The organism is Streptomyces beijiangensis (assembly GCF_017315755.1).
Classification (GTDB): domain Bacteria; phylum Actinomycetota; class Actinomycetes; order Streptomycetales; family Streptomycetaceae; genus Streptomyces; species Streptomyces beijiangensis.
On record NZ_JAFLRJ010000140.1, the window covers coordinates 1 to 20968 of the forward strand.

16 protein-coding genes are annotated in these 20968 nt (G+C 70.7%); 4 read left to right on the top strand and 12 right to left on the bottom strand.

What is annotated here, in order from left to right; genetic code table 11:
* Nucleotides 1-1109, top strand: a 1109-nt coding sequence (locus J0695_RS15295) for a phytoene desaturase family protein (RefSeq protein WP_206962583.1), incomplete at its 5' end; no start/stop codon positions are given.
* On the opposite strand, the gene J0695_RS15300 is transcribed toward J0695_RS15295, so the two are convergent.
* Genes J0695_RS15300 through J0695_RS15350 form a run of 11 tightly spaced genes read right to left on the bottom strand, consistent with a single transcriptional unit; the run spans nt 1106 to nt 14939 of the window.
* Nucleotides 1106-2077, bottom strand: a complete 972-nt coding sequence (locus tag J0695_RS15300; RefSeq protein ID WP_277989990.1) for an acetylxylan esterase — start codon at nt 2075-2077, stop codon at nt 1106-1108. The two genes, J0695_RS15295 and J0695_RS15300, sit on opposite strands and share 4 nt — an antisense overlap.
* 2 nt (nt 2078-2079) lie before the next feature.
* Nucleotides 2080-4464, bottom strand: a complete 2385-nt coding sequence (locus J0695_RS15305; RefSeq protein WP_206962584.1) for a polysaccharide lyase 8 family protein — start codon at nt 4462-4464, stop codon at nt 2080-2082.
* Nucleotides 4465-4474: 10 nt separating this feature from the next.
* On the bottom strand, nt 4475-5608 hold the full coding sequence (locus tag J0695_RS45400; protein ID WP_206962585.1) for an SGNH/GDSL hydrolase family protein: 1134 nt from the start codon (nt 5606-5608) through the stop codon (nt 4475-4477).
* Nucleotides 5605-6678 (bottom strand): DUF1565 domain-containing protein, encoded by a 1074-nt coding sequence (locus J0695_RS15315; protein WP_206962586.1) that lies wholly within the window; start codon nt 6676-6678, stop codon nt 5605-5607. The genes J0695_RS45400 and J0695_RS15315 overlap by 4 nt, the downstream gene beginning before the upstream one ends.
* Nucleotides 6675-7259, bottom strand: coding sequence for a DUF624 domain-containing protein (locus J0695_RS15320; protein WP_206962587.1), 585 nt, complete (start codon nt 7257-7259; stop codon nt 6675-6677). Before J0695_RS15320 ends, J0695_RS15315 begins: the two co-directional genes overlap by 4 nt.
* 1 nt (nt 7260) lies before the next feature.
* Entirely contained in the window at nt 7261-9231 is a 1971-nt protein-coding gene (locus J0695_RS15325) for a DUF4962 domain-containing protein (protein ID WP_206962588.1), read from the bottom strand.
* A 1-nt stretch (nt 9232) separates the two neighbouring features.
* A complete protein-coding gene (locus tag J0695_RS15330) occupies nt 9233-11017 on the bottom strand; it encodes a heparinase II/III domain-containing protein (RefSeq protein ID WP_206962589.1) in 1785 nt (594 codons plus the stop codon).
* Complete coding sequence (locus J0695_RS15335; RefSeq protein WP_206962590.1) at nt 11005-11769, bottom strand: SDR family NAD(P)-dependent oxidoreductase; 765 nt, start codon at nt 11767-11769, stop codon at nt 11005-11007. The genes J0695_RS15330 and J0695_RS15335 overlap by 13 nt, the downstream gene beginning before the upstream one ends.
* A gap of 25 nt (nt 11770-11794) precedes the next feature.
* Nucleotides 11795-12703: a carbohydrate ABC transporter permease gene (locus tag J0695_RS15340; protein WP_307798638.1), complete on the bottom strand. Its 909-nt coding sequence runs from the start codon at nt 12701-12703 to the stop codon at nt 11795-11797.
* The gene (locus J0695_RS15345) at nt 12690-13652 is read right to left on the bottom strand and encodes a carbohydrate ABC transporter permease (RefSeq protein ID WP_206962591.1); all 963 of its coding nucleotides are present in this window, start codon (nt 13650-13652) and stop codon (nt 12690-12692) included. Before J0695_RS15345 ends, J0695_RS15340 begins: the two co-directional genes overlap by 14 nt.
* A 12-nt stretch (nt 13653-13664) precedes the next feature.
* Nucleotides 13665-14939: an ABC transporter substrate-binding protein gene (locus tag J0695_RS15350; RefSeq protein ID WP_206962592.1), complete on the bottom strand. Its 1275-nt coding sequence runs from the start codon at nt 14937-14939 to the stop codon at nt 13665-13667.
* Nucleotides 14940-15167: 228 nt separating this feature from the next.
* On the opposite strand from J0695_RS15350, the gene J0695_RS15355 reads away from it, so the two are divergent.
* Nucleotides 15168-16220, top strand: a complete 1053-nt coding sequence (locus J0695_RS15355) for a LacI family DNA-binding transcriptional regulator (RefSeq protein WP_206962593.1) — start codon at nt 15168-15170, stop codon at nt 16218-16220.
* 5 nt (nt 16221-16225) lie between these two features.
* On the opposite strand, the gene J0695_RS15360 is transcribed toward J0695_RS15355, so the two are convergent.
* Complete coding sequence (locus tag J0695_RS15360) at nt 16226-18028, bottom strand: serine hydrolase domain-containing protein (protein WP_206962594.1); 1803 nt, start codon at nt 18026-18028, stop codon at nt 16226-16228.
* A gap of 243 nt (nt 18029-18271) precedes the next feature.
* On the opposite strand from J0695_RS15360, the gene J0695_RS15365 reads away from it, so the two are divergent.
* Entirely contained in the window at nt 18272-19378 is a 1107-nt protein-coding gene (locus J0695_RS15365; RefSeq protein WP_206962595.1) for an NAD(P)H-dependent flavin oxidoreductase, read from the top strand.
* Nucleotides 19379-19380: 2 nt separating this feature from the next.
* Nucleotides 19381-20931 carry an acyl-CoA synthetase gene (locus J0695_RS15370; RefSeq protein WP_206962596.1) on the top strand — a complete coding sequence of 517 codons (1551 nt, stop codon included), beginning with the start codon at nt 19381-19383 and terminating at the stop codon, nt 20929-20931.
* The last annotated feature ends 37 nt before the right edge of the window (nt 20932-20968 follow it).

Genomic DNA, 20968 nt, shown 5'->3' on the forward strand with positions numbered 1-20968 from the left:
TCCCCACCCGCGGCGCCCTGCGCGAGCGGATCGGCCACGACCACGCCTGGCGGATGCTCTTCGAGGAGCCTGTGGGAGTCGCCGTCGAGCGGGAGTTCGCCGACGACCTGGTCCGCGGTGTCGTTCTCACCGACGCCCTGATCGGCACCTTCGCCGACGCCCACGACCCGTCACTCGCCCAGAACCGCTGCTTCCTCTACCACGTCATCGGCAACAGCACCGGCGACTGGAACGTCCCCGTCGGCGGCATGGGCGCCCTCACCGACGCCCTCGCGGCAGCAGCCCGCGACGCGGGCGCCGAGATCGTCACCGGCCACGAGGCCACCCGTATCGAGACGGACGGCACCCGGTCCGAGGTCACCTTCCGCACCGACAGCTCCGAGTCCACCGTCGCTGCCGGACACGTGCTCGTCAACGCCTCTCCCGAAGCCCTCGCCACGCTCCTCGGTGAGCAGCAGCCCGAGCCCGCCGAAGGCGCCCAGCTGAAGGTCAACATGCTCCTGCGCCGGCTGCCGAGGCTCCGCGACACCTCCGTCGACCCGCGCGAAGCCTTCGCCGGGACGTTCCACATCGCCGAGGGATACGGGCAGTTGGCGACCGCGTACGAGGAAGCCGCCTCGGGCCGGTTCCCCGGCGCACCGCCGTCAGAGATCTACTGCCACTCCCTGACCGACCCCTCGATCCTGGGCCCCGAACTCGCCGCCCAGGGCTACCAGACCCTCACCCTCTTCGGACTGCACACTCCCGCGCGGCTCTTCGCCCAGGACAACGACACCGCCCGCGACGACCTGCTGAAGTCCACCCTCGCCCAGCTCGACGCCCACCTGGACGAGCCGATCGCCGACTGCCTGGCCCTCGACGAGAACGGCCGCCCCTGCATCGAGGCGAAGACCCCGCTCGACCTGGAGCGCGACCTGCGGCTGCCCGGCGGAAACATCTTCCACCGGGCACTGGCCTTCCCGTACGAGGACGAGTCGACCGGCCGCTGGGGCGTCGAGACCGCGCACGCGAACGTCCTGCTCTGCGGTGCGGGCGCGGTCAGGGGCGGCGGCGTCAGTGGCATCCCCGGCCACAACGCCGCCATGGCCGTACTGGAGAGCAAGCCCTAGCCGATGACCCCGCGCAGTGCGGCCAGCTTGCGCGGCAGATCGTACTCCGCGCCGCCCTCGTGCCCGTTGTACGGAAAGACCTCGATCTCCGCGGGGCCCGCATAGCGGTGGTAGGCGGCGAAGACCGTCGACGACGGGCAGACCTTGTCCATCAGCCCCACCGAGAACCACGCGGGGCAGGTGGCGCGGGCCGCGAAGTTGACCCCGTCGAAGTAGGACAGGGTCTCCATGGCCCGCTCCACGGAGAAGCGGTGGCCGGAGAGCCAGCGGGCGATCTCAGCGTAAGGACCGGTGTCGGTGATCTGCGAGGCGCGCCGGTAGTGGCAGAGGAACGGCACGTCGGCGACGGCGGTCGCCACGTCGTCCCGCAGCCCGGCGACGGCCAGGGCGAGCCCGCCGCCCTGGCTGCCGCCGAGCACCGCGACGCGCGAGGCGTCCACCTCCGGGTGCGCCTTCGCCGCGTCCACCGCGCGTACGGCGTCGGTGATCAGCCGCCGGTAGTAGTGCCGGTAGGGGTCCTCGATGCCGCTGGTGAGGAAGCCGGGCGAGGAGGAGCCGTGGCCCTCGGGGGCGATGTCCGGCGTGTCGGCGGTGTTCTTGCCGCCGCCGCCCTGGCCCCGGTTGTCCATGACCAGATGCGCGTAACCGAGCGCACTCCAGGTCAGCCAGGAGTACGGGATGCCCCGGCCCCCGTTGTACCCGATGTACTGGACGACGGCGGGCAGCGGCCCGCTGCGGACGCGCGGCAGCAGCAGCCATGCCTTCACCGGCTGCCCGTCCCACCCGCGGAACGTCACGTCGAACACGTCGACCGTCGCCAGCCCGCTCTCGTACGGCACGAATGCGGCGTCCAGCGGATGGCGCGAGGTGTCGGCGAGGGTCTTCTCCCAGAAGGCGTCGAAGTCCGCCGGCTCCTCCGGCTGCGGCCGGTAGTCGCGCAGCCGCTCCAGGGGCATGTCGAACAGCAAGGTCAGCTCCTTGTGAGGGTGAGGGTGAGTGTCGCGCCGTGCAGCCCCGCCGTGTCGGCGGTGATGCGGATGCCGGCCGGGGTCGATTCGGTCCGTACACCCGGATCGGCCGAGACGACCTTCAGGCCGCGCAGCGCCAGGTCGACGACCACGTGCTCGCGCAGCTGGGTGGGGTCGGAGAGGGCGACGGTGACGGTCTTGCCCTGGGGCAGGACGAGGACCGACGCCGGGCCGTCGGCGGTCAGTTCCTGTGCCTGGCCGGCCGCCCAGAAGTTCGCCGCGAGCACTCCGTCGGCGCAGCGGCGTACCGCGTGCACGGCTGTTGTCGTCGCGACGGCCCGCACCGGCGGGGACGCGGACAGCGACTGGGTGCGCGCGGCGGATGCGGCGGGCGCCTGGAGCCAGAAGTAGCCCGCGTCGGACGGGGCCTGGCCGTGGTCGTGCCAGAGCGTCAGATAGGGGCGGGTGACGGAGGTGTCGGTGCCGTACTTGAGGTTGATCTCCCGCCAGGTCGCGGTCCGTTCCTCGCGCAGCGCGCGGACCCGGGCCGGCTGCGGGAAGACGTATCCGCCCGTGCCCTCCAGGTGCAGCCAGCGCACCGCGTCGAGGTCCGCGGGGCCCTGAGCGGTGGCCGCGGGGGAGCCGTTGACGAGGAGAGCGGCGGCCGGATCGCGCAGCTTGCGGTTCTCCACGACCGTCTCGACCGTGCCCGCGTCCGCCGTGATCCCCGAACCGGCGCAGGCGATCACGTCGTCCAGACAGAACCAGCTCTTGAGCGCCCGCAGCGAACTCCCGTACGCCCGCAGCTCCATGCCGTACGCACCGAGCGTCGTCCCGGGCAGTACGGCGCCGCCCGCCCAGTCCGCGGTGGACGTGGTGCGCTGCCCGGCGGCGTCGGCGGGACGCCCGGCCACCACCGTGGTGCCAGGCAGCCGCGTCGGGTCGACGGTCGGCCAGTAGTCCTCGCTGTAGTGGCCGAGGTCGTCGGTGTAGAGCAGCACCATGCCGTCGGAGAGGTGCCAGGCATGGAGGTTCTCGTTCTGGATCGACTCGTAGTTGTAGATGCGCGTCGAGTACGCGGAGATCCCGAGCGCGAAGCCCGGCCGGTGGTGCGCCGCCTTGTCCATCAGCGGATGCTGCTTGTGGGCCACCAGCGGGCCGCGTGCCGGGACGGGACCCGCGAGCACCTGCTGCGCGGCGACCAGCGAGGCGAGGTCGGTCGCGGCGAGGAAGTCCCGGTAGGTGTCCTCGGTGATCCACTGCTTGACGAGCGCGGTGAAGCGGTCCGCGGTCTCCCCGGGGAAGCCGGGTATCAGGCGCAGCACCGCCTCGATGACGGTCTGTGCGGAGACATGGCCCTGCTTGCTGGGGCGGGCGATCTCGCGGCCGCACACCGAGGCCATCACGTCGCCGCGCGCGATCAGCGGGTCGAAGCCCTCGTCCACCCAGCGGCGGACGTTGTCGAGGTCCGGGTCGGTGACGGTCCACTCCGATGCGGCGAGGAGGTTCAGCAGCCGGGAGAGGTTGTTGAGGAGTTCCTTGCCGTAACCGCCGTTGTAGGGGTGCTTGTAGTGCTGGAGGAAGGAACCGTCGGAGTAGAAGCCCTCGCCGGTGCCGTCGGCGCCTCCCGTACGGTCGTTGAAGGCGAGCACGCTGTTGGCGCCGCCGCCCTCCACGTCCGACAGGGCGTCGCGGACCCGGGTCAGGGAGGCGCCGTCATCGCTCAGGACGGCGGTCACGGCGACGACCGTGGAGACCCAGACGCGGTTGGCGCCGGTCGCGATCTGGCGGTCCACGCGCCAGAGGTTGGGGTCGGGCGTGTACGAGCGCACGGCGTCGGTGATGCGGGTCAGCCGCTCCGTACCGAGTGCGTCGTACAGCAGGACCGCGGCGTCGTTGAGGCCGAGCGGCGAGCCGATCTCCCAGTCCCAGTCGTTGTCGAACCGCGTCGTCCCCGGCCCGTAACGGTGCGTCAGCATCCAGTCCAGCGAGGCGAGCAACAGCTGTGCGGTCGCCGCGTCGCCGTGCTGCGGGGTGCCGGGCACGGCCCACGCGGTGGCGATCGTGGCGATTCGCTTGAAGGAGGTGGTGACGTGGTTGGAGAGCGTCGTGCTGGTGAGGTCGGGCCACAGCCCGTCGGTGCGCGTCGGGTCGAGTCCCTGCACGGTGGTCGTGGCCGTCCGGCCGATGCGGTCGACCGCGGCCTTGATCCGGGGATCCGTGAGGTCGAGTCCGGGGCCGCCGGTGAGCAGCGTGTGCCAGCGGGCGCGGAGAGCTGCGGCGTCGCCGGCAGCGGCGGCGATCGCCGGCAGTGGGGGCAGGGCGAGGGCCGTGCCGAGGGCGGCCGCTCCGACGAGGACGGTGCGTCTGGTGGTGCCTGATGTCATGATCCGGGCCTCACAGAAGGTGTCGGCGGTCCACGGCCGCGGCGAGCGCGGTGTGACCGGCGGGGTTGGGGTGCAGATGGTCGCCGCTGTCGTACGCGGGCAGCAGACGCGAGGGATGTACGGGATCGCGCAGGGCGGCGTCGAAGTCGGCGAGGCGGTCGAAGACCTTCCCGCCCCGCAGCACGCGGTTGGTCTCCTCGCGTACGGCGTCGAGCTCCGGAGTCCAGCGCACCCAGCCATCGAACGGGGTGATCGTCGCGCCGACCACCCGCAGCCCCGCGTCGTGGGCGCGTACCACCAGCTGGCGGAAGCCCGCGAGGATCAGCGCCGGATCGGTCTGACTCGGCGGCTGCTGAAGGTCGTTGACGCCGAGGTGGACCAGGAGGGTGCGCAGTCCGGGCAGCGCGAGCACGTCACGGTCGAAGCGCGCCTGGGCGCCGGGGCCGAACCGTGCGTCGTCCAGGAGCAGCCTGTTGCCGCTGATCCCGAGGTTGGCGACAGCCCCGCCGGGCAGCCGGCGGGCCAGCTGGTCGGGCCAGCGGAGGTTGGCGTCGTCGGGGGTGCCGACGCCCTCGGCGATCGAGTCGCCGAGCACGGCGACCGAGGGGCCGTGCGCGTCCGTCACATCGACGCCGGTGAGCAGGAACACGGAGGTGGTGCGGACGCTGTCGACCCAGTGCGTGGCGTGCGTATTGCGGTGGAACGACAATGGCCCCGTGGGGCCTGGGAGTTGAGTCTCGACGGTGAGGTCGGAACCGCGCTCCGTGCGCAGTCCGGCGACCGGGTCGCTCGTCAGCGAGGCGCCTGCCGCCAGCCAGGCCTGCGGTTCGCCGCCGAAGGTCACCGGGTGGCCGCCCGCGGTGACGGGGCCGATCAGTACGGGCCGCGTACCGAAGGCGTGCCCGTACCGCAGGCGCACCCGGCCTCCGGCCGAAAGGCGGACCGTGGCCCGGAATGTCGCACCGGTGAGACCCGCCGACGCCAGGGGATCCGCGGCGGTCGGCGCTGTCTGGGCCGTCGTCCAGGAGGCGGTCCACCGGGTGCCGTGGTCCGTGGCCGCCTGCGCGTCCGGGGCGGTGGCGGCGACGGCCGCGATCCCCGCGGCGGCCACGCCGAGCACCCCTCTGCGGGTGGGCCCGCTCACTGGGGGCACGGCCCGGTCGGCGCGTACTGGCTGCCGTAGGTGCCCACCGCGTTGCCGCCGGTGTTGCCGCTCATGGTGTTGGTGCAGACCGGGCCCTGCGGGGTGCGCATGAACTTGATCCCGCCGCCCGCGTTGCCGGTGATGGTGTTGCCGTAGATCCCCGTGTTGATGCCGTCGGTCTCGGTGTCGCCGCCGAGCCGGATGCCGGAGCCGAGGTTGTCGTGGACGGTGTTGTAGCGGAAGGTGTTGCCGCTGCCGCGCGCGTCGAGTCCGGCCGAGCTGGGGTCGCGCTGGGCGCTGCAGTCGTTGTACTCGACGTAGTTCGCCGTCGAGTTCTCCTTCACGTCGACGCACTCGTTGCCGTGTGTGGCGATGGTGTTGTGGTGGATACGGTTGCCGCGGCTGATGTCGGCCGCCGCGTCCGGCGCGCCGTTGGCGCCCTGCTGCTCGGGTGCCGTACCGAGGTAGATGCCTTCGCCGTTCTTGCCCCCGCCGCCGAAGCGGAAGTCCGCGACCCCGCAGTCGCTGATGGTGTTGCCGGACACGTCCGCGCTCGTCACGAGATAGCGCAGCCGCAGGCATTCGTCGGCGGCGTTCTTGAGGGTCATTCCGGTGATCCGGAGCCCGCCGACACCGTTGCCGGGAGTCGTGCTCATGACATAAATAAGCTTGAGGCGATAGCCCGACACGTCCGACGAGGAGCCGAAAAGACCGTCGACGGTGAACCCGTCGAGCACGGTCCCGTCGTGCTGCACCTGGACGATCCGGGCGTTCCCCGCCCCCTTCAGCACGGCAGTCGAAGGCCCGGTGACGGTCACGTCGGGGCGCCGCGTCACGACGTCCTGGAGGTACGTGCCCGACGCCAGATGCACGACGGCACCGGACGGCGCCAGGTCGAGTGCGCGCTGGACCGTCGCCAGCGGACTCCCCGACGACGTACCGGAGTTGGCGTCGCTGCCCGACGGGCTGACGTAGTACGCATCGGCTGCCGCGGTGGCGGGCGTGGGAAGAGCGAGGGGTGCTCCCACGGCCAGGGCGGCGAGGAGAGCGGCGGTCAGTGAGCGGCTCATACGGTGTTCCTCCTGGGGTCGGCGAACGACAGAGCGAGGACTACGGGAATGCTCGGGCCCAGCAGCAGAGGGCCGAGCGGTACGACGGCGGAGAGCAGTACCGCCGAGACGACCGCGCCCAGCAGCGCGGTGCCCCGGGCGGGCGAACCGAAGCCGAGGGCGAGCGCACCACGCGTCCACGAGGCGACCGAGCCGTTCGGCGACTGCCCCGCCTGGGCCGCGAGGGCCACATGGTGGATGACCAGCGCGGCGGCGATCCCCGCCTGGGCGGCGAGTGCGACGAAGGCGATCGGATGCGAACTGCCCAGCAGATAAACGATGTTGGCGACGAGCACCGCGGCGGCCGCCGTGGACAGCAGGCTGTGCTTCCACAGCGCCCGCCAGTACCGGGGGAAGGCCTCGAAGACCCCGGTGAAGCACCGGCTGTCGTCCTCCGCGCGCCACCGCTGCAGCGCACAGGCCATCGCCGCGAGCGCCGGCAGCCAGGTCACCACCCCCAGTGCCAGCACGGTGAACGCGGCCCCGGCCGCCGCCGGGTACGCGAGGAACTCAAGCCGCCTCAGCAGCGCGAACGACCGCATCTCAGCCGACCTTTCCTGTGTATGGTTCCCGGACATCGAGGACCAGGTGTCCCCGCACCTCCACGCGCCGGGCGGCGACCACACTGAGCGTGTCGCCGTCGGTCAGTACGGCCGCCGCGTCCGCGGTGACCTCGGCGGTGCGGATGCGGCGGAGCCCGGGGGAGAGGAGCACGGTCTCCGTGCCGAAGGCGATCCCGTATCCCTCCTCGCACGCCACCGCGTCGGCGACGGTCACATCGCCCGGCTCGATCACCGTCAGGAACACGGCAGTTGATGCCGGAGGCGTTGTCGTACGGAGGGTGTGCAGCGTCCGCGTGATCCGCAGTTCCGGGGTGCTCGACGTGGGGTTCGCCTCGACCTCCACCGCGGTGGATTCCGTACGGGCACGGGCCGGGGCGAAGCGGCGTACGACAGCGGCGGCCGCCCCGGACCGGATCAGATGGAGGTCGTCGGCGGACCTCTCCGTGGGTGCGTCGGTCTGCAGCAGGAACGACCACTCCCGTGCGGCGTCGGCCTCCGCGATGTCCAGCAGCACGAGGCGGCCCGACGGGGTGAACACCAGCGTGCGGTCCAGCCGGCGGACCCCGAGCGCGGGGTCGTACATCGCGGCGATCTCCGCCGTCGCGTGCGCCCAGCCGCCGTCGGCGAGCACATCGCGCTGGCGGGCCTGACGCTCGTAGGGGATGTCCCGGTACACGTGGTAACGGTCCTCGTCCGCGTACCCCTGCCCGTCCACGAGGAGCAGATTGTGGTGGGCGGCCCGCTTGCGGTTGCTGTAGCCCTCGTCCACGGCGAGATGGGCGCCCTGCGAGATGAGCACGAAGGAGCCCGAATCGGGATGGTGGTGACCGGTGTTGAGGGTCTCCCAGCCCAGTTCGGCACGGTGCTTGGCCGACGTCTCCCACGCCTTGTGCCCGCCGCCGGGGCTCGCCTTGAAGGAGACCAGGGTGGCGTCCTCGTCCCATCCCGTACGGGAGGCGAGCAGCCCGAGGTCGGGGAAGTACGCCTGCGTCGCCGACGGTGCGACGGCCGGCACCGCCGGGTCGTACCAGAGGTGCTCCAAGTACGCCTCGGGCAGGATTCCGGGCCGCACCCCGCTCAATGCCGCTTCCTGCGCGAGCAGTTCACCGCTCGCCCGGTCGCCGAGCCACTGCGCCTCGCCGATGCCGTACTGCGACGCCAGCCGGTAGTACAGAGCGGCGCTGTGGCCGCTGTGCCGGTCGTGGCAGTCCCCGTGGTCCACGGTGCGGGCGAAGCCGGGCGCGGACTGATGGAGCCGGTAGCGGAAGGTGTTGGCCATGAAACCGCCGCGCTCCCGCCAGTCGATCCCCTCGGCCTCCTGGAGCATGTCGAGGTGCATGGCCAGCCAGGGCACCCCATAGCGCCAGTAGACGACCCCTTCGGCGTGCGAACCATCCTCGGGAAGGGCGTCGAGCACCCGGCCGAGATTGTCCTTGGCGCGCTCGGTCCACTCCTCGCGGCCCAGTACGTACCCGGCGGTGGCCAGGCCCGCGTAACAGATCCAGTTGTGGTTCTGCCAGTACGAGGAGGACCACCAGCGGCCCTCCGACGCGACCGCGAACTCGTACAACCGCCGCCCCTGGAGCAGGAGTTTGTAGCGCACCAGCGCCCTGACCTCCTCCGGGAGCGCGTCCCCCAGCCAGTGGTGGGCCAGGGCGATCCCGTGCAGCAGCCAGCCCGCGTCCAGGTCATGGTCGGGCATATGGGCGCTGCCCCAGTGCGGCAGCCGGACCGCGGCCTCCAGCCAGCGCCGGCTCTCCGCGAGGTGGGCGGGGTCGCCGGTGAGCCGGTACGCGAGCGCCGGATTGGCGGCGGCCGGGCCCAGCCAGGTGATGCTGGCCTGTGGATGGAAGACGGGCGGGGTGAGCGCCGCATTGCGGACGGCCTCGTCCAGGAGCCGTTGCTCCTGGGCAGGCCTGGGCCCTGCGGGCGGGGTCGCGGAGAGCAGCATCTCAGGCCTCCGGCCGGTGCACGGTCCTGGTGCCGTCGGCGAGTTCGACGGTCAGCTCGCCCTGCTCGGTGAGCGTGACGTCGACGACGGCGGGACCGGCGTCACCGGCCTGGTAGACCGAGGCGAACGTGACGCGCTCGGCCCGCGCGGTGAAGTCCACCCAGCTGCGGGTGCGCCCGGGGTCGTCCGCAGGGCCAGGACCCGGGCGGGTGAAGGGATGCGCCGGAACCGTGGCGGTGTGCCAGCCGTGCAGGTTCTCCTCGCCGTACCAGACGGTCCGCACCGGGCCGTCCGGCCGGACCTGGACGTCGAGCGACGTGCCGGGGCGCAGCTGGGCGGTGAAGGTGCGGGCGTCCTGAGCGGAGACCGTGAGCAGATCGACGAGGTAGCAGGACCCGGCCTCGATACGGCGGACCGCGCGCACCCCCGGGTAGGCGGTGGTGACCTCGGCCGTCACCGATGCGGCATTCGCGGAGCGCAGCCGGCCCGCGCACTCGGCCTGCTCGGCGCCGTCCACCCGGAAGGCGGGATGTGCGGCGGTCGAGACGTACAGATCCCGGAATTCGCGGTGTGCGTACGGCACTTGACCGTAGTCCGGTTGCCACGGGGTGCTCGGCCCATAGAGGTAGAGCGCCAGCTTGTCGCGGTGCCCGTGCGATCCGCCGTGCGGCCCGAAGTCGAGCAGCGCCTGTACGCCGCCTGCGCGCAGCACCGCGTATCCCGTGTCGGCGAAGACATCGACCGGGCCGGCCGTGGGCAGCTCGCCCAGGGGTGTACCGGCGAACCAGCCGTCCAGTTCCCGGTCCAGGCCGTCATCGGCGGACCCGAGCTCCGAGCGGGCCTGCGCGGCCACCGCCTCCAGCCGCGGCGACGGGGTGAACTGTCCTGTCAGTGCTACGAGTTCGAGCCACTCCAGCGCCAGCGGCGCACGCAGATACGGCCCGTCGTGCAGGGCGGGCAGCAACCCGCCGTCCGTCGCGATCGACGCCAGTACGCCGGTCATCCCGGCCAGTACGGCGGTGACGTCGGCCGGGACCGACGCGGGGTCCGTCCCGCGCAGGGCGAGCAGCGCCGCCCGCAGCACGAAGCCGTGGTAGTACGTGGAGCCCTCCCACTCCCAGCCGTCACCGGCGACGGCCGCCCGCAGATGCGCGTACAGCCCGCCCTCGCCGTCCCGCCACTGCTTGGCCCCCTCCCAGGGGGTCCCGCGCACCGCCGCCGCGGCCCGGCTCGCCGCGGTGCCCGCGGCATTCAGCCACGCCGTGTAGTTCGAGGCCAGGTCGCCGCGGCCCACGAGCACCTCGCGGGCGTCCAGCGCGGCCCGCTCCAGGTCGTCGAGGAGCGGCAGCACCGCGGCCAGGCCCTCCGTGCCCCGGTCGGCGAGCGTCCACACCGCGTGCCCGATGTTCACCGCCCAGATGGCGTCGGTCAGCGCCTGATGGAAGAGGCATCCGCGCAGCATCCAGGGCTGGGCCTCGTCGTGCCGCCCGCCCGCCAGCTCCGCGTACAGACCCGCGTACTCCACGAGCGCGACCAGCGCCTCGGCGCTCTCGCCCCGGTGGGCGAGCAGCCTGATGTGCCGTGCCCAGGCCTGGTGGGACAGGACGAGCCAGGCGCCGCGCACCGCCTCGGTTTCGACCCGGCAGCCGTACGAGCAGCGCGCGCCGCCTTCCGGGAAGACCCCGCCGAGCGGGTCGCCGTGGTCGAGTTCGACTCCGTGGGCCGGGCACACGTACGCGTGCCACCAGCCGCCCCGCTCGCGCGGGATCGTCCTCAGCGCGGCCATACGCCACCGTCGATGTCCACGGTGGTCCCGTTGAGGAAACCGGCGGCGGGCGAGGCCAGGTGGACGACCGCGGCCGCCACGTCCTCGGGCGTGCCGGCCCGGCCGACCGGGATGCCCGCGGCCATCGCCGTCTGGGCCTCGGGGGCGGTGAACGTGTTGTGGAAGGCGGTGCCCCGGATGAAGCCGGGCGCGACCGCGTTCACCGTGATCCCCGCCCCGCCGACCTCCTTCGCGAGCCCCTTGGTGAAGCCCCGGACACCGGCCTTGGCCGCCGCGTACGCGACCGATCCCGGGCCGCCGCCGTTGTGGGCGGCCAGCGAGGACATGGTGATGATGCGCCCGGCAGCGGACTCGCGCAGATGGGGGAGCGCGGCGCGGCAGGTGCGGAACGTGGCGGTGAGATTGACATCGAGCACCCGGCCGAAGTGGTCGTCCGTCATCTCCTCGACCGTGGCCCGGCCGATGAGGTGCCCGGCGTTGCAGACCAGGACGTCGAGCCCGCCGAGGAATCCGGTCGCCTCCTCGACCAGGCGGTCGACCTCGCCGGTCACGGTGACGTCGGCGCGGAACGCCTTCGCGCGCCCGCCGAGCGTCTCGATCGCGGATACCGTCTCCCCGGCCTCCTCGGCCGAGCTGTTGAAGTGCACGGCGACATCGGCTCCCGCGGCGGCGAGCGCGATCGCGATGGCCCGGCCTATGCCGTGGGCCGCACCCGTCACCAGTGCGCGGGAACCGTTGAGATCAGCAGACATGGGGTGAAGCCCTTTCATGAACGGGTCACTTGAGACCCGCGGTGGCGAAGCCCTGCACGAAATAGCGCTGGCCGATGAGGAAGAGGACGACCATGGGGAGGGTGGCGAGCGTGGTGCCCGCCATCAGGTAGTGCCACTGGGTGCCGTTCTCGGTCTTGAAGACGGAGAGCCCGACCTGGATCACCCGGAGGCTGTCGGTGTGCGTGACCAGCAGTGGCCACAGGAAGTTGTTCCACGAGGACTCGAAGGTCAGCAGCGCGACCGTGGTCAGCGCCGGCTTCACCTGGGGAGTCATGATCTGTGCGTAGATACGGAACTCGCCGAGCCCGTCGAGCCGGGCGGCCTCCTCCAGCTCCACCGGGAGGTCCAGATAGAACTGACGGAAGAGGAAGACGGCGAAGGGCGTCACCGCCCCCGGCACGATCAGTGCCCACCAGGTGTCGAGCCAGCCGCTGCCGCCCTGCCCGAACAGGTCGTTGCCGCCGGCCAGCGGCATGAAGCGGACGATCAGGAACTCGGGGAGCACCTTGGTGTACGTGGGGATCATCAGCGCGCCGACGAAGCAGTAGAAGATGAGGTCGCTGCCGCGGAACTTGATCCGGGCCAGTGCGTAACCCGCCATCGACGCCACGACGACGTTGATCAGCGTGTGGCTCATCGCGATGATGAAACTGTTGCGGGCGTACGTGGCGAACGGTGCGGCCTTGAAGGCCTCCACGTAGTTGCTGAACTCCCAGTGGGCGGGCAGCAGTCCGGCGTCCGGCGAGGCGATCTCGGCCGGCGTTTTCAGCGAGGTGAGGATCATCCAGACGAACGGCACGACCATCAGCAGCGAGACCAGCGTCAGGACGGCGTAGAGCGCGATCCGTCCCCAGTTCACCGGCTTGTGCGTGCCCCTCAGCAGCTCGCCTTTGTTGAGCTCAGCTGTGGCCACGGGTGCCTCCCATCATCCGCCGGTTGACCAGGGTGAAGGCCAGCAGCAGCGCGAAGAGCACCAGCGACTGGGCGCAGGCGTAGCCGACGCGGAACTCCCGGAAGGCGGACTTGTAGATCTCGAACGTCATCATCGTGGTGCTGTTCGCCGGACCCCCGTCGGTGAGGACGTAGATCTGGTCGAAGGACTGGAAGGCATTGATCATCGAGGTGATCAGGACGAAGAAGGTGGCCGGCTTCAGCAGTGGCAGCGTGAGGGAGAAGAACTGGCGCACCCGCGAGGCGCCGTCCACGGATGCCGCCTCGTACAGCTCCTTCGGCAGCGACTGCAGGGCGGCGAGGTATATGAGCATCTTCATGCCGATGCCCTGCCAGATACCGACCAGGATCACCGACGGCATCGACCAGGACGTGGAGAGCAGCCAGGCCGGGCCGTGGATCCCGAAGATGCTGAGCACGGAGTTGAAGAGGCCGTTGCCCGGGTTGTAGATCCAGAGCCAGACCAGGGCGATCGCCACGGTCGCCGTCACCTGTGGCAGGAAGACCGCGGTGCGGAAGATGCCGCGCGCCTTGAGCCCGGTGTGCAGGGCCATGGCAAGGAGCAGGCCGAGCAGCATTCCGACAGGCACGGTGAAGAAGGTGTAGACGACGGTGTTCCAGATCGACTTGCGGAAGACCGCGTCGTCGAGCATCTCCCGGAAGTTGTCGAGGCCGATGAACTGCGGGGCGCTGAGCACGTCGTACTTGGTGAAGGCGAGCGCGACCGATGCGACGACCGGCAGCCCGATCCAGAGCGCCGCGTGCAGCAGCGCGGGCGCCACCATCAGCCAGCCGGCCCTGCGCCGCTTGCGGCCGGGGCCACCGGCCCGCGGAGCACGCCGCGGGGGAGCGGAACCAGGGGTGGAGGGCGGCGCGATCGGCCGCGATTTCAGTGCGGATACGGTTCCCACGATGACGTGCCCTCACATCCGCGCGATGGCGGCCTCGGCGAGCTTGCCGAGCTCGGCTATGGCCTTCGCCGCGGACTGGCCGCCCACGATCGCAGGCTCCAGCGTGGGCTTGATCTTCTCGCGGATCTCCATCCAGGCGGCGGTTCCGCCCTCGGAGCAGGCGTTGCCCAGGTTCTTCAGGGAGAGATCGACGAACTCGTTCTCCTTGGTGTACGCGGTCCCTGCCGCACCCAGATCGCGCATACCGGGCACCGAACCGCGCTGCTTGGCCGCGCCCAGGATGGACTCAGGGCTCGCCAGATACTCGACGAACGCACGGGCCGCGGCGGGATGCTTGCTGCGTGCGGACTGGGTGACCAGGGTGCCGCCCTGCAGCATGGCCGGCCTGCGGTTCGCGAGGACGAAGGCGCCCAGCGTGTCGCCTTCCAGCAACTCGGGCTTCTGGTCCTGCAGTTGCTTCCAGAGTGCGCTCGTCGTCACCATCATCGAGGCCTTGCCCGTCTGGACGTTCGTGGGGGCGCCGAGCTCGGTCTTCTTCGTGTAGTCGGCGCTGCCGTCGGCGATCAGGTCCTTGAAGAACTGCAGCGCCTCGACCCCGCGTGTGTCGTTGAACAGGACCTTCTTGCCGTCGTCGCTGAACAGAGAGCCGCCGTTGGCGAAGAGGAAGGTCTCCCAGACCTGCCGCAGTTCGGCGGAGAACGGGTCGAAACCGATCCGTCCCTTCGTGGTCAACTGCTTGGCCATGGCCCGCAGTTCGGTCCAGTTCGCCGGGGTCTTCTTGATGCCCGCCTCGGCAAAGTGGTCCTTGCGGTACACGACGATCCGGGTGTCCAGGACGACCGGCAGCGCGTAGAGCCTGCCGTCGTACCGGGACGGTTCGAGGACCCGCTTCTCGTAGTCGTGCGCCGCGGCCAGTGACTCCGGCAGCTCGGCGATCGCCTTCTTGGCGGCGAACGGAGGGATCCAGCCGACGCCCATCATCATCACGTCGGGCAGCAGCCCGCCCGCCATCGCGGTGGTGATCTTCTCGTTGAGCTGGGTGTACGTCGTGTAGTCGACGGTCACCTTCACATCCGGATACTTCTTGTGGAAGCCGCCGATGATGTCCTGTTCGAGGAGCTTCTTCCCGTCCGCCTTTTCGTAGATGGGGGTGAGCAGCGTGATCTCACCCTTCGCGGGTCCGTCGGCCGAACCGCCGTCGGCGGAGGCGCCGCTGCCGCAGCCGGTGAGGGCGGCGGCCGTACCCGCGCCGAGGGCGGCGAGCACCGATCGTCGTTTGAGTTCCATGGGACACCCCTTGGGGATGGTGGGCTGGTGGATCGATCCAGCGATGAAGTCCCGGCCATGGATGGGAAGTGCTGGTAAATCGATGCACTGAAGCTAGGCGAGCCCCGGAACAGGCGTCAACAGCTGGTGCACATGAATTTTTCAGGGAAGTTAACTGGTGTACGGGTACAGCGGGTTCAGTAAATCGGTACACTGATCGTCATACGAGCAGGTCGAACCGGAGGTGGCATGAGCGGGGCAACGATCCATCAGGTCGCGGAGGCCGCGGGGGTGTCCGCGAGCACGGTCTCCAACGTCCTCAACGGACGCGTCGAACGGATGCAGCCGGCCACGCTCGCCCGCGTCGAGCAGGCGATAGAGACCCTCAGCTACCGGCCCAACCGTGCCGCCCGGATGCTCCGCACCGGCCGCATCAAGGTCATCGGTCTCATCGTGCCGTCCGTGGCCAACCCCTTCTGGGGGGCTCTGGCGCGGGAGCTGGAGGCCATCGCGCTGGCCGAGGGATATCACGTACTGCTGTGCAACAGCGAGCGCGATCCGGCCAGGGAGCTGAAGTACGGGGAGGAGCTCCTCGCGGACGGCGTCAGCGGCGTCGTGCTCTGCTCCTCGCTGCCCTCGCTCGACCATGTCGCACCGCTGCTCAAGCGGGGGCTGAAGATGGTCGCCTTCGACCGGACCGCCCAGGCCGGCGATCCGGCCTCGCTTTCCAGCATCAGCGTGGACAACGCGATGGGCGCGGAGCTCGCGACCCGCCATCTCCTCGAACTGGGCCACCGCAGGCTGGCGTTCGTCTCCGGGTCGGTCAACAGCGTCAACCGCAGGGAGCGGTTGCGCGGCTTCCGGGCCGCGCTGGAGGAGGCGGGGATCGACCCGGCCGAGGGGATCGTCTGGCCCGGCGCTGCGGCCAGCGAGTTCGGCGACAAGGAGTCCGCGGAGCTCGGCCGCAGCGCGGCGCGCGAGCTCCTCGCCCTGCCGGAACCGCCCACGGCGTTCGTCGCGATCAACGACATGTGCGCCATCGGCATCTGCCGTGGCGTCAGGGACGCGGGACTCGTCGCGGGCCGGGACGTCTCGGTGGTCGGCTTCGACGACATTCTGCTGGCCGACATGTTCGAGCCGCCGCTGACCACCGTGCGTCAGCCGCTGCCGGAGATGGCCGCCGAGACTTTCCAGCAGCTGAGGGCCCGTATCGAATCGGCGCCCGCGGCCGGACGGTCACTGCTGATCCGGCCGCGGCTGGTCGTGCGCGCGTCGACCGCGCCTCTTCAGCTTCCGGGCTGAGGAGCTCAGTCGGCCGACGGGGCCCAGCCCGATGCCTCGATACGGGCAGCGTCGGCCGACCGGGACTCGTCGAAGACCGTACGGCGGCCGTCCGTGACCCGGATCCCGTCGACGTACGCCCCGCGCCCGACGTACAGCTGATCGGTCGCGTACCGCCAGCGCAGCCGGACCTCCTTGCCGCGCCAGGCCGTCAGATCCGCGTCGAGCCGGTGCCAGACGCGCCCCGACCAACCGCTCGCCGAACCGGCCGGGTGCGTCTGCGCATCCTGCTTGCCGGTCACCGTGCTGAAGGGCGCGGGCTGCCAGCTGCTCCCGCCGTCTGCCGACGCCTCCAGGAAGAGGAAGTCGGAGCCCGGCTCGGTGTCCCACCACACGGAACACCGCAGCCGCGGAATCTCCGAGGCGCCGGTCGGTGCGGGCAGGGTGAACGAGGGCAGGGTGAGCGTGGCCGTCGTCGCACTCGCCATTCCGGAGAACCACGCCGTGCGGCCGTGGGCGGGTCGTACCGGAACCGCGCGCGCCAGGTCGGTGGCCGTGGCCACCCGCGGGGCGCTGCCCGAGCGCCAGGTGCGCACGGGGTGGACCGAGTTGCCCAGCACGATCAGGAACGTGTCGGTCGTCGGATCGAGCACCAGGCTGGTCCCGGTGAATCCGGTGTGGCCCGCGGTGTGCGGAGTGGCCATCGCCCCCATGTACCAGTGCTGGTAGAGCTCGAAGCCCAGACCGTGCTCGTCGCCGGGGAAGGCGGTGTTGAAGTCGGTGAACATCAGCTCCACCGACTCGGGGCGCAGGATCCTGGCCCTGCCGTACGCGCCGCCGTTGAGCAGCGTCCTTGCCAGCACCGCCAGGTCCCAGGCGCAGGAGAACACCCCGGCGTGGCCCGCGATCCCGCCGAAGCCGTACGCGTTCTCGTCGTGCACCTCGCCCCACACCAGACCGCGCTCAAGACCCGACCAGGGCAGCCGGGCGTCCTCGGTGGCGGCGATATTCGGCTTCCAGGAGGCGGGCGGGTTGTAGCGAGTGCGGTGCATCCCGAGCGGAGCAGTGATCTCGTCGTGGAGCAGGGCATCCAAGGTGCGACCGGTGATCTTCTCCAGGACCAGCTGCAGGGAGATCAGATTGAGGTCGGAGTAGAGGTACTTGGTCCCCGCCGGGTTCAGCAGCGGCTGGTCCCAGAGGAGTTGGAGCTGCCCCTGGTGGGTCGTCGCCTTGTACAGCGGGATCCAGGCGACGAACCCCGAGGTGTGCGTGAGCAGGTGCCGTACGGTCACGTCCTGCTTCCCGCCGCCCGCGAACTCCGGCAGATACGAGGCCACCTTTGCCTCCAGCTCCAGCGCGCCCCGCTCGATCTGCTGCACCGCGAGCAGCGAGGTGAAGAGCTTGGAGACGGACGCCAGGTCGTAGACCGTGTCCCGCTCCGCCGCGATCTGCTGCTCCGCGGGGAACTCCACCCCGGTGTCGGTCTTCTCGTCGTACGCCGCGTAGCGCACCGCCTTGCCGATCGGGTGGTGCAGTGCCACGGTTCCACCCCGCCCGGCCAGCAGCACCGCGCCCGCGTACCAGGGGTGCTTGGGGGAGGGGCCGAGATAGCGCTCCGCGTCCGCGACGAGTTGCTCAAGATGCTCCGGCAGCAGCCCCGCCTGTTCGGCGCTCCCGTGCCGCAGTGTCGTACGGCCGCCCGCCCCGGACCGTGCCATCGCGGGGCCTGCCGGGAGCGAGGTGAAGGTGAGCGCCCCGCCCAGTGCCAGCACCGTCCTGCCAAGACCGCGCCGGCTGATGCCTCTGTCCGCCGCGCCGCTCTCGTCCATGAGCCACCCTCTCTGCTGTGCCTTCCCGGGGGACGACCCCCGGACCCCCGGCCGATCGAGCAGGCCGGTGCGGCCGTCCGGACCACCTTGTGAGGCCAACACCGCTGAAAGTAACTTCCTGCAACATGGGCCACGGGTGAAACTTTCTTGCAGGGGGCGTGCGGTGTCAACCAGGGCAAAGAATCTGACACTGCATCAGAAAATCTCTTCCCTCGTCCGTCCCGCTGCGGCATCCTGCGGGCCATGGAGACGGAGCTGAGCAAGAAACTGGGGATCGAGCACGCCATCTTCGGCTTCACGCCCTTCCCGGCGGTGGCCGCGGCCATCACCAGAGCCGGGGGATTCGGCGTACTCGGAGCGGTCCGCTACACCGCCCCCGACGACCTCAAACGCGACCTGGACTGGATGCAGGAGAACACCGGCGGACTGCCGTACGGCCTCGATGTCGTCATGCCCGCCAAGAAGGTCGAGGGGGTGACCGAGGCCGAGGTCGAGGCGATGATCCCGGAAGGGCACCGCCAGTTCGTCCAGGAGACCCTCGCCAAGTACGGCGTCCCACACCTCGCCGAGGGCGAGGCCTCCGGCTGGCGCATCACCGGATGGATGGAGCAGGTCGCCCGCAACCAGCTCGACGTCGCGTTCGACTACCCCATCAAACTGCTCGCCAACGCGCTCGGCTCACCGCCCGCCGACGTCGTCGAACGAGCCCACGCGCAGAACGTCCTTGTCGCCGCCCTCGCGGGCAGCGCCAAGCACGCGAAGCGGCACGCCGAGGCGGGCATCGACATCGTCGTCGCCCAGGGGTACGAAGCCGGCGGCCACACCGGCGAGATCGCCTCCATGGTCCTCACCCCCGAAGTCGTCGACGCGGTGGGCCCGTTGCCGGTCCTGGCCGCAGGCGGCATCGGCAGCGGCGAGCAGATCGCCGCCGGGATCGCGCTCGGCGCCCAGGGCGTCTGGCTCGGCTCGCTCTGGCTCACCACCACCGAGGCCGAGATGCACTCCCGCGCGCTCACCGCCAAACTCCTCGCGGCAGGCTCCGGCGACACCGTGCGCTCGCGCGCCCTCACCGGCAAACCCGCCCGCCAGCTGCGCACCGAGTGGACGGACGCCTGGGACGACCCCAGCGGCCCCGGCACCCTGCCCATGCCGCTGCAGGGTCTCCTCGTCGCCGAAGCGGTGTCCCGCATCCAGAAGCACGAAGTCGAGCCGCTGCTCGGCACCCCCGTCGGCCAGATCGTCGGCCGGATGAACTCCGAACGCAGCGTCCAGGCGGTCTTCGACGACCTGACGCGCGGATTCGAGCGCGCAGTGGACCGCATCAACCGCATCGCCGGAAGGAGCCAGTGACCGTGAACCAGCCCCCCAACGGATTCTGGGCCCAGGCCACCGCAGACCCCGACCGCACGGTACTCATCGCCCCCGACGGGGAGGAGTGGACGGCCGGACGTCTCCACGGAGCCGTCAACCAGCTCGTCCACGGACTGCGCGCCGCGGGCCTGGAGCGCGGTGACGCCTTTGCCGTCGTCCTGCCCAACAGCGTCGAGTTCTTCACCGCCTACCTCGCCGCGTCCCAGGCGGGCTTCTATCTGGTCCCGGTCAACCACCACTTCGTCGGCCCCGAGATCGCCTGGATCGTCGCCGACTCCGGCGCCAAGGTCATCATCGCCCACGAGCGCTTCGCCGAAGCCGCCACGCACGCGGCCGACGAGGCGAAACTCCCCGCGAGCCACCGCTATGCCGTGGGGACGCTGCCCGGGTTCCTTCCGTACGGCCAACTCCTCGACGGACAGCCGGAGTCCGTGCCCGAGGACCGGACCCTCGGCTGGGTCATGAACTACACCTCGGGTACGACCGGGCGCCCGCGCGGCATCCGCCGCCCGCTGTCCGGCAAGCTCCCCGAGGAGTCCTACCTCGGCGGCTTCCTCGCGATCTTCGGCGTCAAGCCCTTCGACGACAACGTGCATCTGGTCTGCTCGCCGCTCTACCACACGGCCGTCCTCCAGTTCGCGGGCGCCGCCCTGCACATCGGGCACCCCGTCGTCCTGATGGACAAGTGGTCGCCCGAGGAGATGCTGCGCGTCATCGACGCCCACCGCTGCACGCACACCCACATGGTCCCGACCCAGTTCCACCGCCTCCTCGCGCTGCCCGACGAGACGAAGGGGCGGTACGACGTGTCGTCGATGCGCCACGCCATCCACGGCGCAGCGCCCTGCCCCGACCACGTCAAACGACGGATGATCGACTGGTGGGGCACCTGCGTCGAGGAGTACTACGCGGCCAGCGAGGGCGGCGGGGCCTTCGCCACCGCCGAGGACTGGCTGAAGAAGCCGGGCACCGTCGGCAAGGCCTGGCCCATCAGCGAGCTCGCCGTCTTCGACGACGACGGAAACCGGCTGCCGCCGGGTGAGCTGGGCACCGTCTACATGAAGATGTCGACCGGCGGCTTCAGCTACCACAAGGACGAGTCCAAGACGCAGAAGAACCGGATCGGCGACTTCTTCACCGTCGGCGACCTGGGACTGCTCGACGAGGACGGCTATCTCTTCCTCCGCGACCGCAAGATCGACATGATCATCTCGGGCGGGGTCAACATCTACCCCGCCGAGATAGAGTCCGCGCTGCTCACCCACCCCGCCGTGGCCGACGCCGCCGCCTTCGGCATCCCGCACGCCGAGTGGGGCGAGGAGGTGAAGGCGGTCATCGAACCCGCCGAGGGACAGCTGCCCGGGGACGCGCTCGCCGCCGCGATCCTGGCCCACTGCGAGCAGCAGTTGGCCGGCTACAAGCGTCCCAAGAGCGTCGACTTCATCGAGACGATGCCCCGCGACCCCAACGGCAAGCTCTATAAGCGGCGGCTGCGCGACCCGTACTGGGAGGGACACGAGAGGGCGCTGTAGCCCGGGGCTGCTCGGGCGGGACCGTACGCGACCTCCG

Coding starts and splice junctions, on each gene's coding strand:
- J0695_RS15305 (WP_206962584.1), bottom strand. CDS start 4,464: ATGACATCAGGCACCACCAGACGCACCGTCCTCGTCGGAGCGGCCGCC.
- J0695_RS15355 (WP_206962593.1), top strand. CDS start 15,168: ATGAGCGGGGCAACGATCCATCAGGTCGCGGAGGCCGCGGGGGTGTCC.
- J0695_RS15360 (WP_206962594.1), bottom strand. CDS start 18,028: ATGGACGAGAGCGGCGCGGCGGACAGAGGCATCAGCCGGCGCGGTCTT.
- J0695_RS15325 (WP_206962588.1), bottom strand. CDS start 9,231: ATGCTGCTCTCCGCGACCCCGCCCGCAGGGCCCAGGCCTGCCCAGGAG.
- J0695_RS15350 (WP_206962592.1), bottom strand. CDS start 14,939: ATGGAACTCAAACGACGATCGGTGCTCGCCGCCCTCGGCGCGGGTACG.
- J0695_RS15365 (WP_206962595.1), top strand. CDS start 18,272: ATGGAGACGGAGCTGAGCAAGAAACTGGGGATCGAGCACGCCATCTTC.
- J0695_RS15335 (WP_206962590.1), bottom strand. CDS start 11,769: ATGTCTGCTGATCTCAACGGTTCCCGCGCACTGGTGACGGGTGCGGCC.
- J0695_RS15320 (WP_206962587.1), bottom strand. CDS start 7,259: ATGCGGTCGTTCGCGCTGCTGAGGCGGCTTGAGTTCCTCGCGTACCCG.
- J0695_RS15330 (WP_206962589.1), bottom strand. CDS start 11,017: ATGGCCGCGCTGAGGACGATCCCGCGCGAGCGGGGCGGCTGGTGGCAC.
- J0695_RS15315 (WP_206962586.1), bottom strand. CDS start 6,678: ATGAGCCGCTCACTGACCGCCGCTCTCCTCGCCGCCCTGGCCGTGGGA.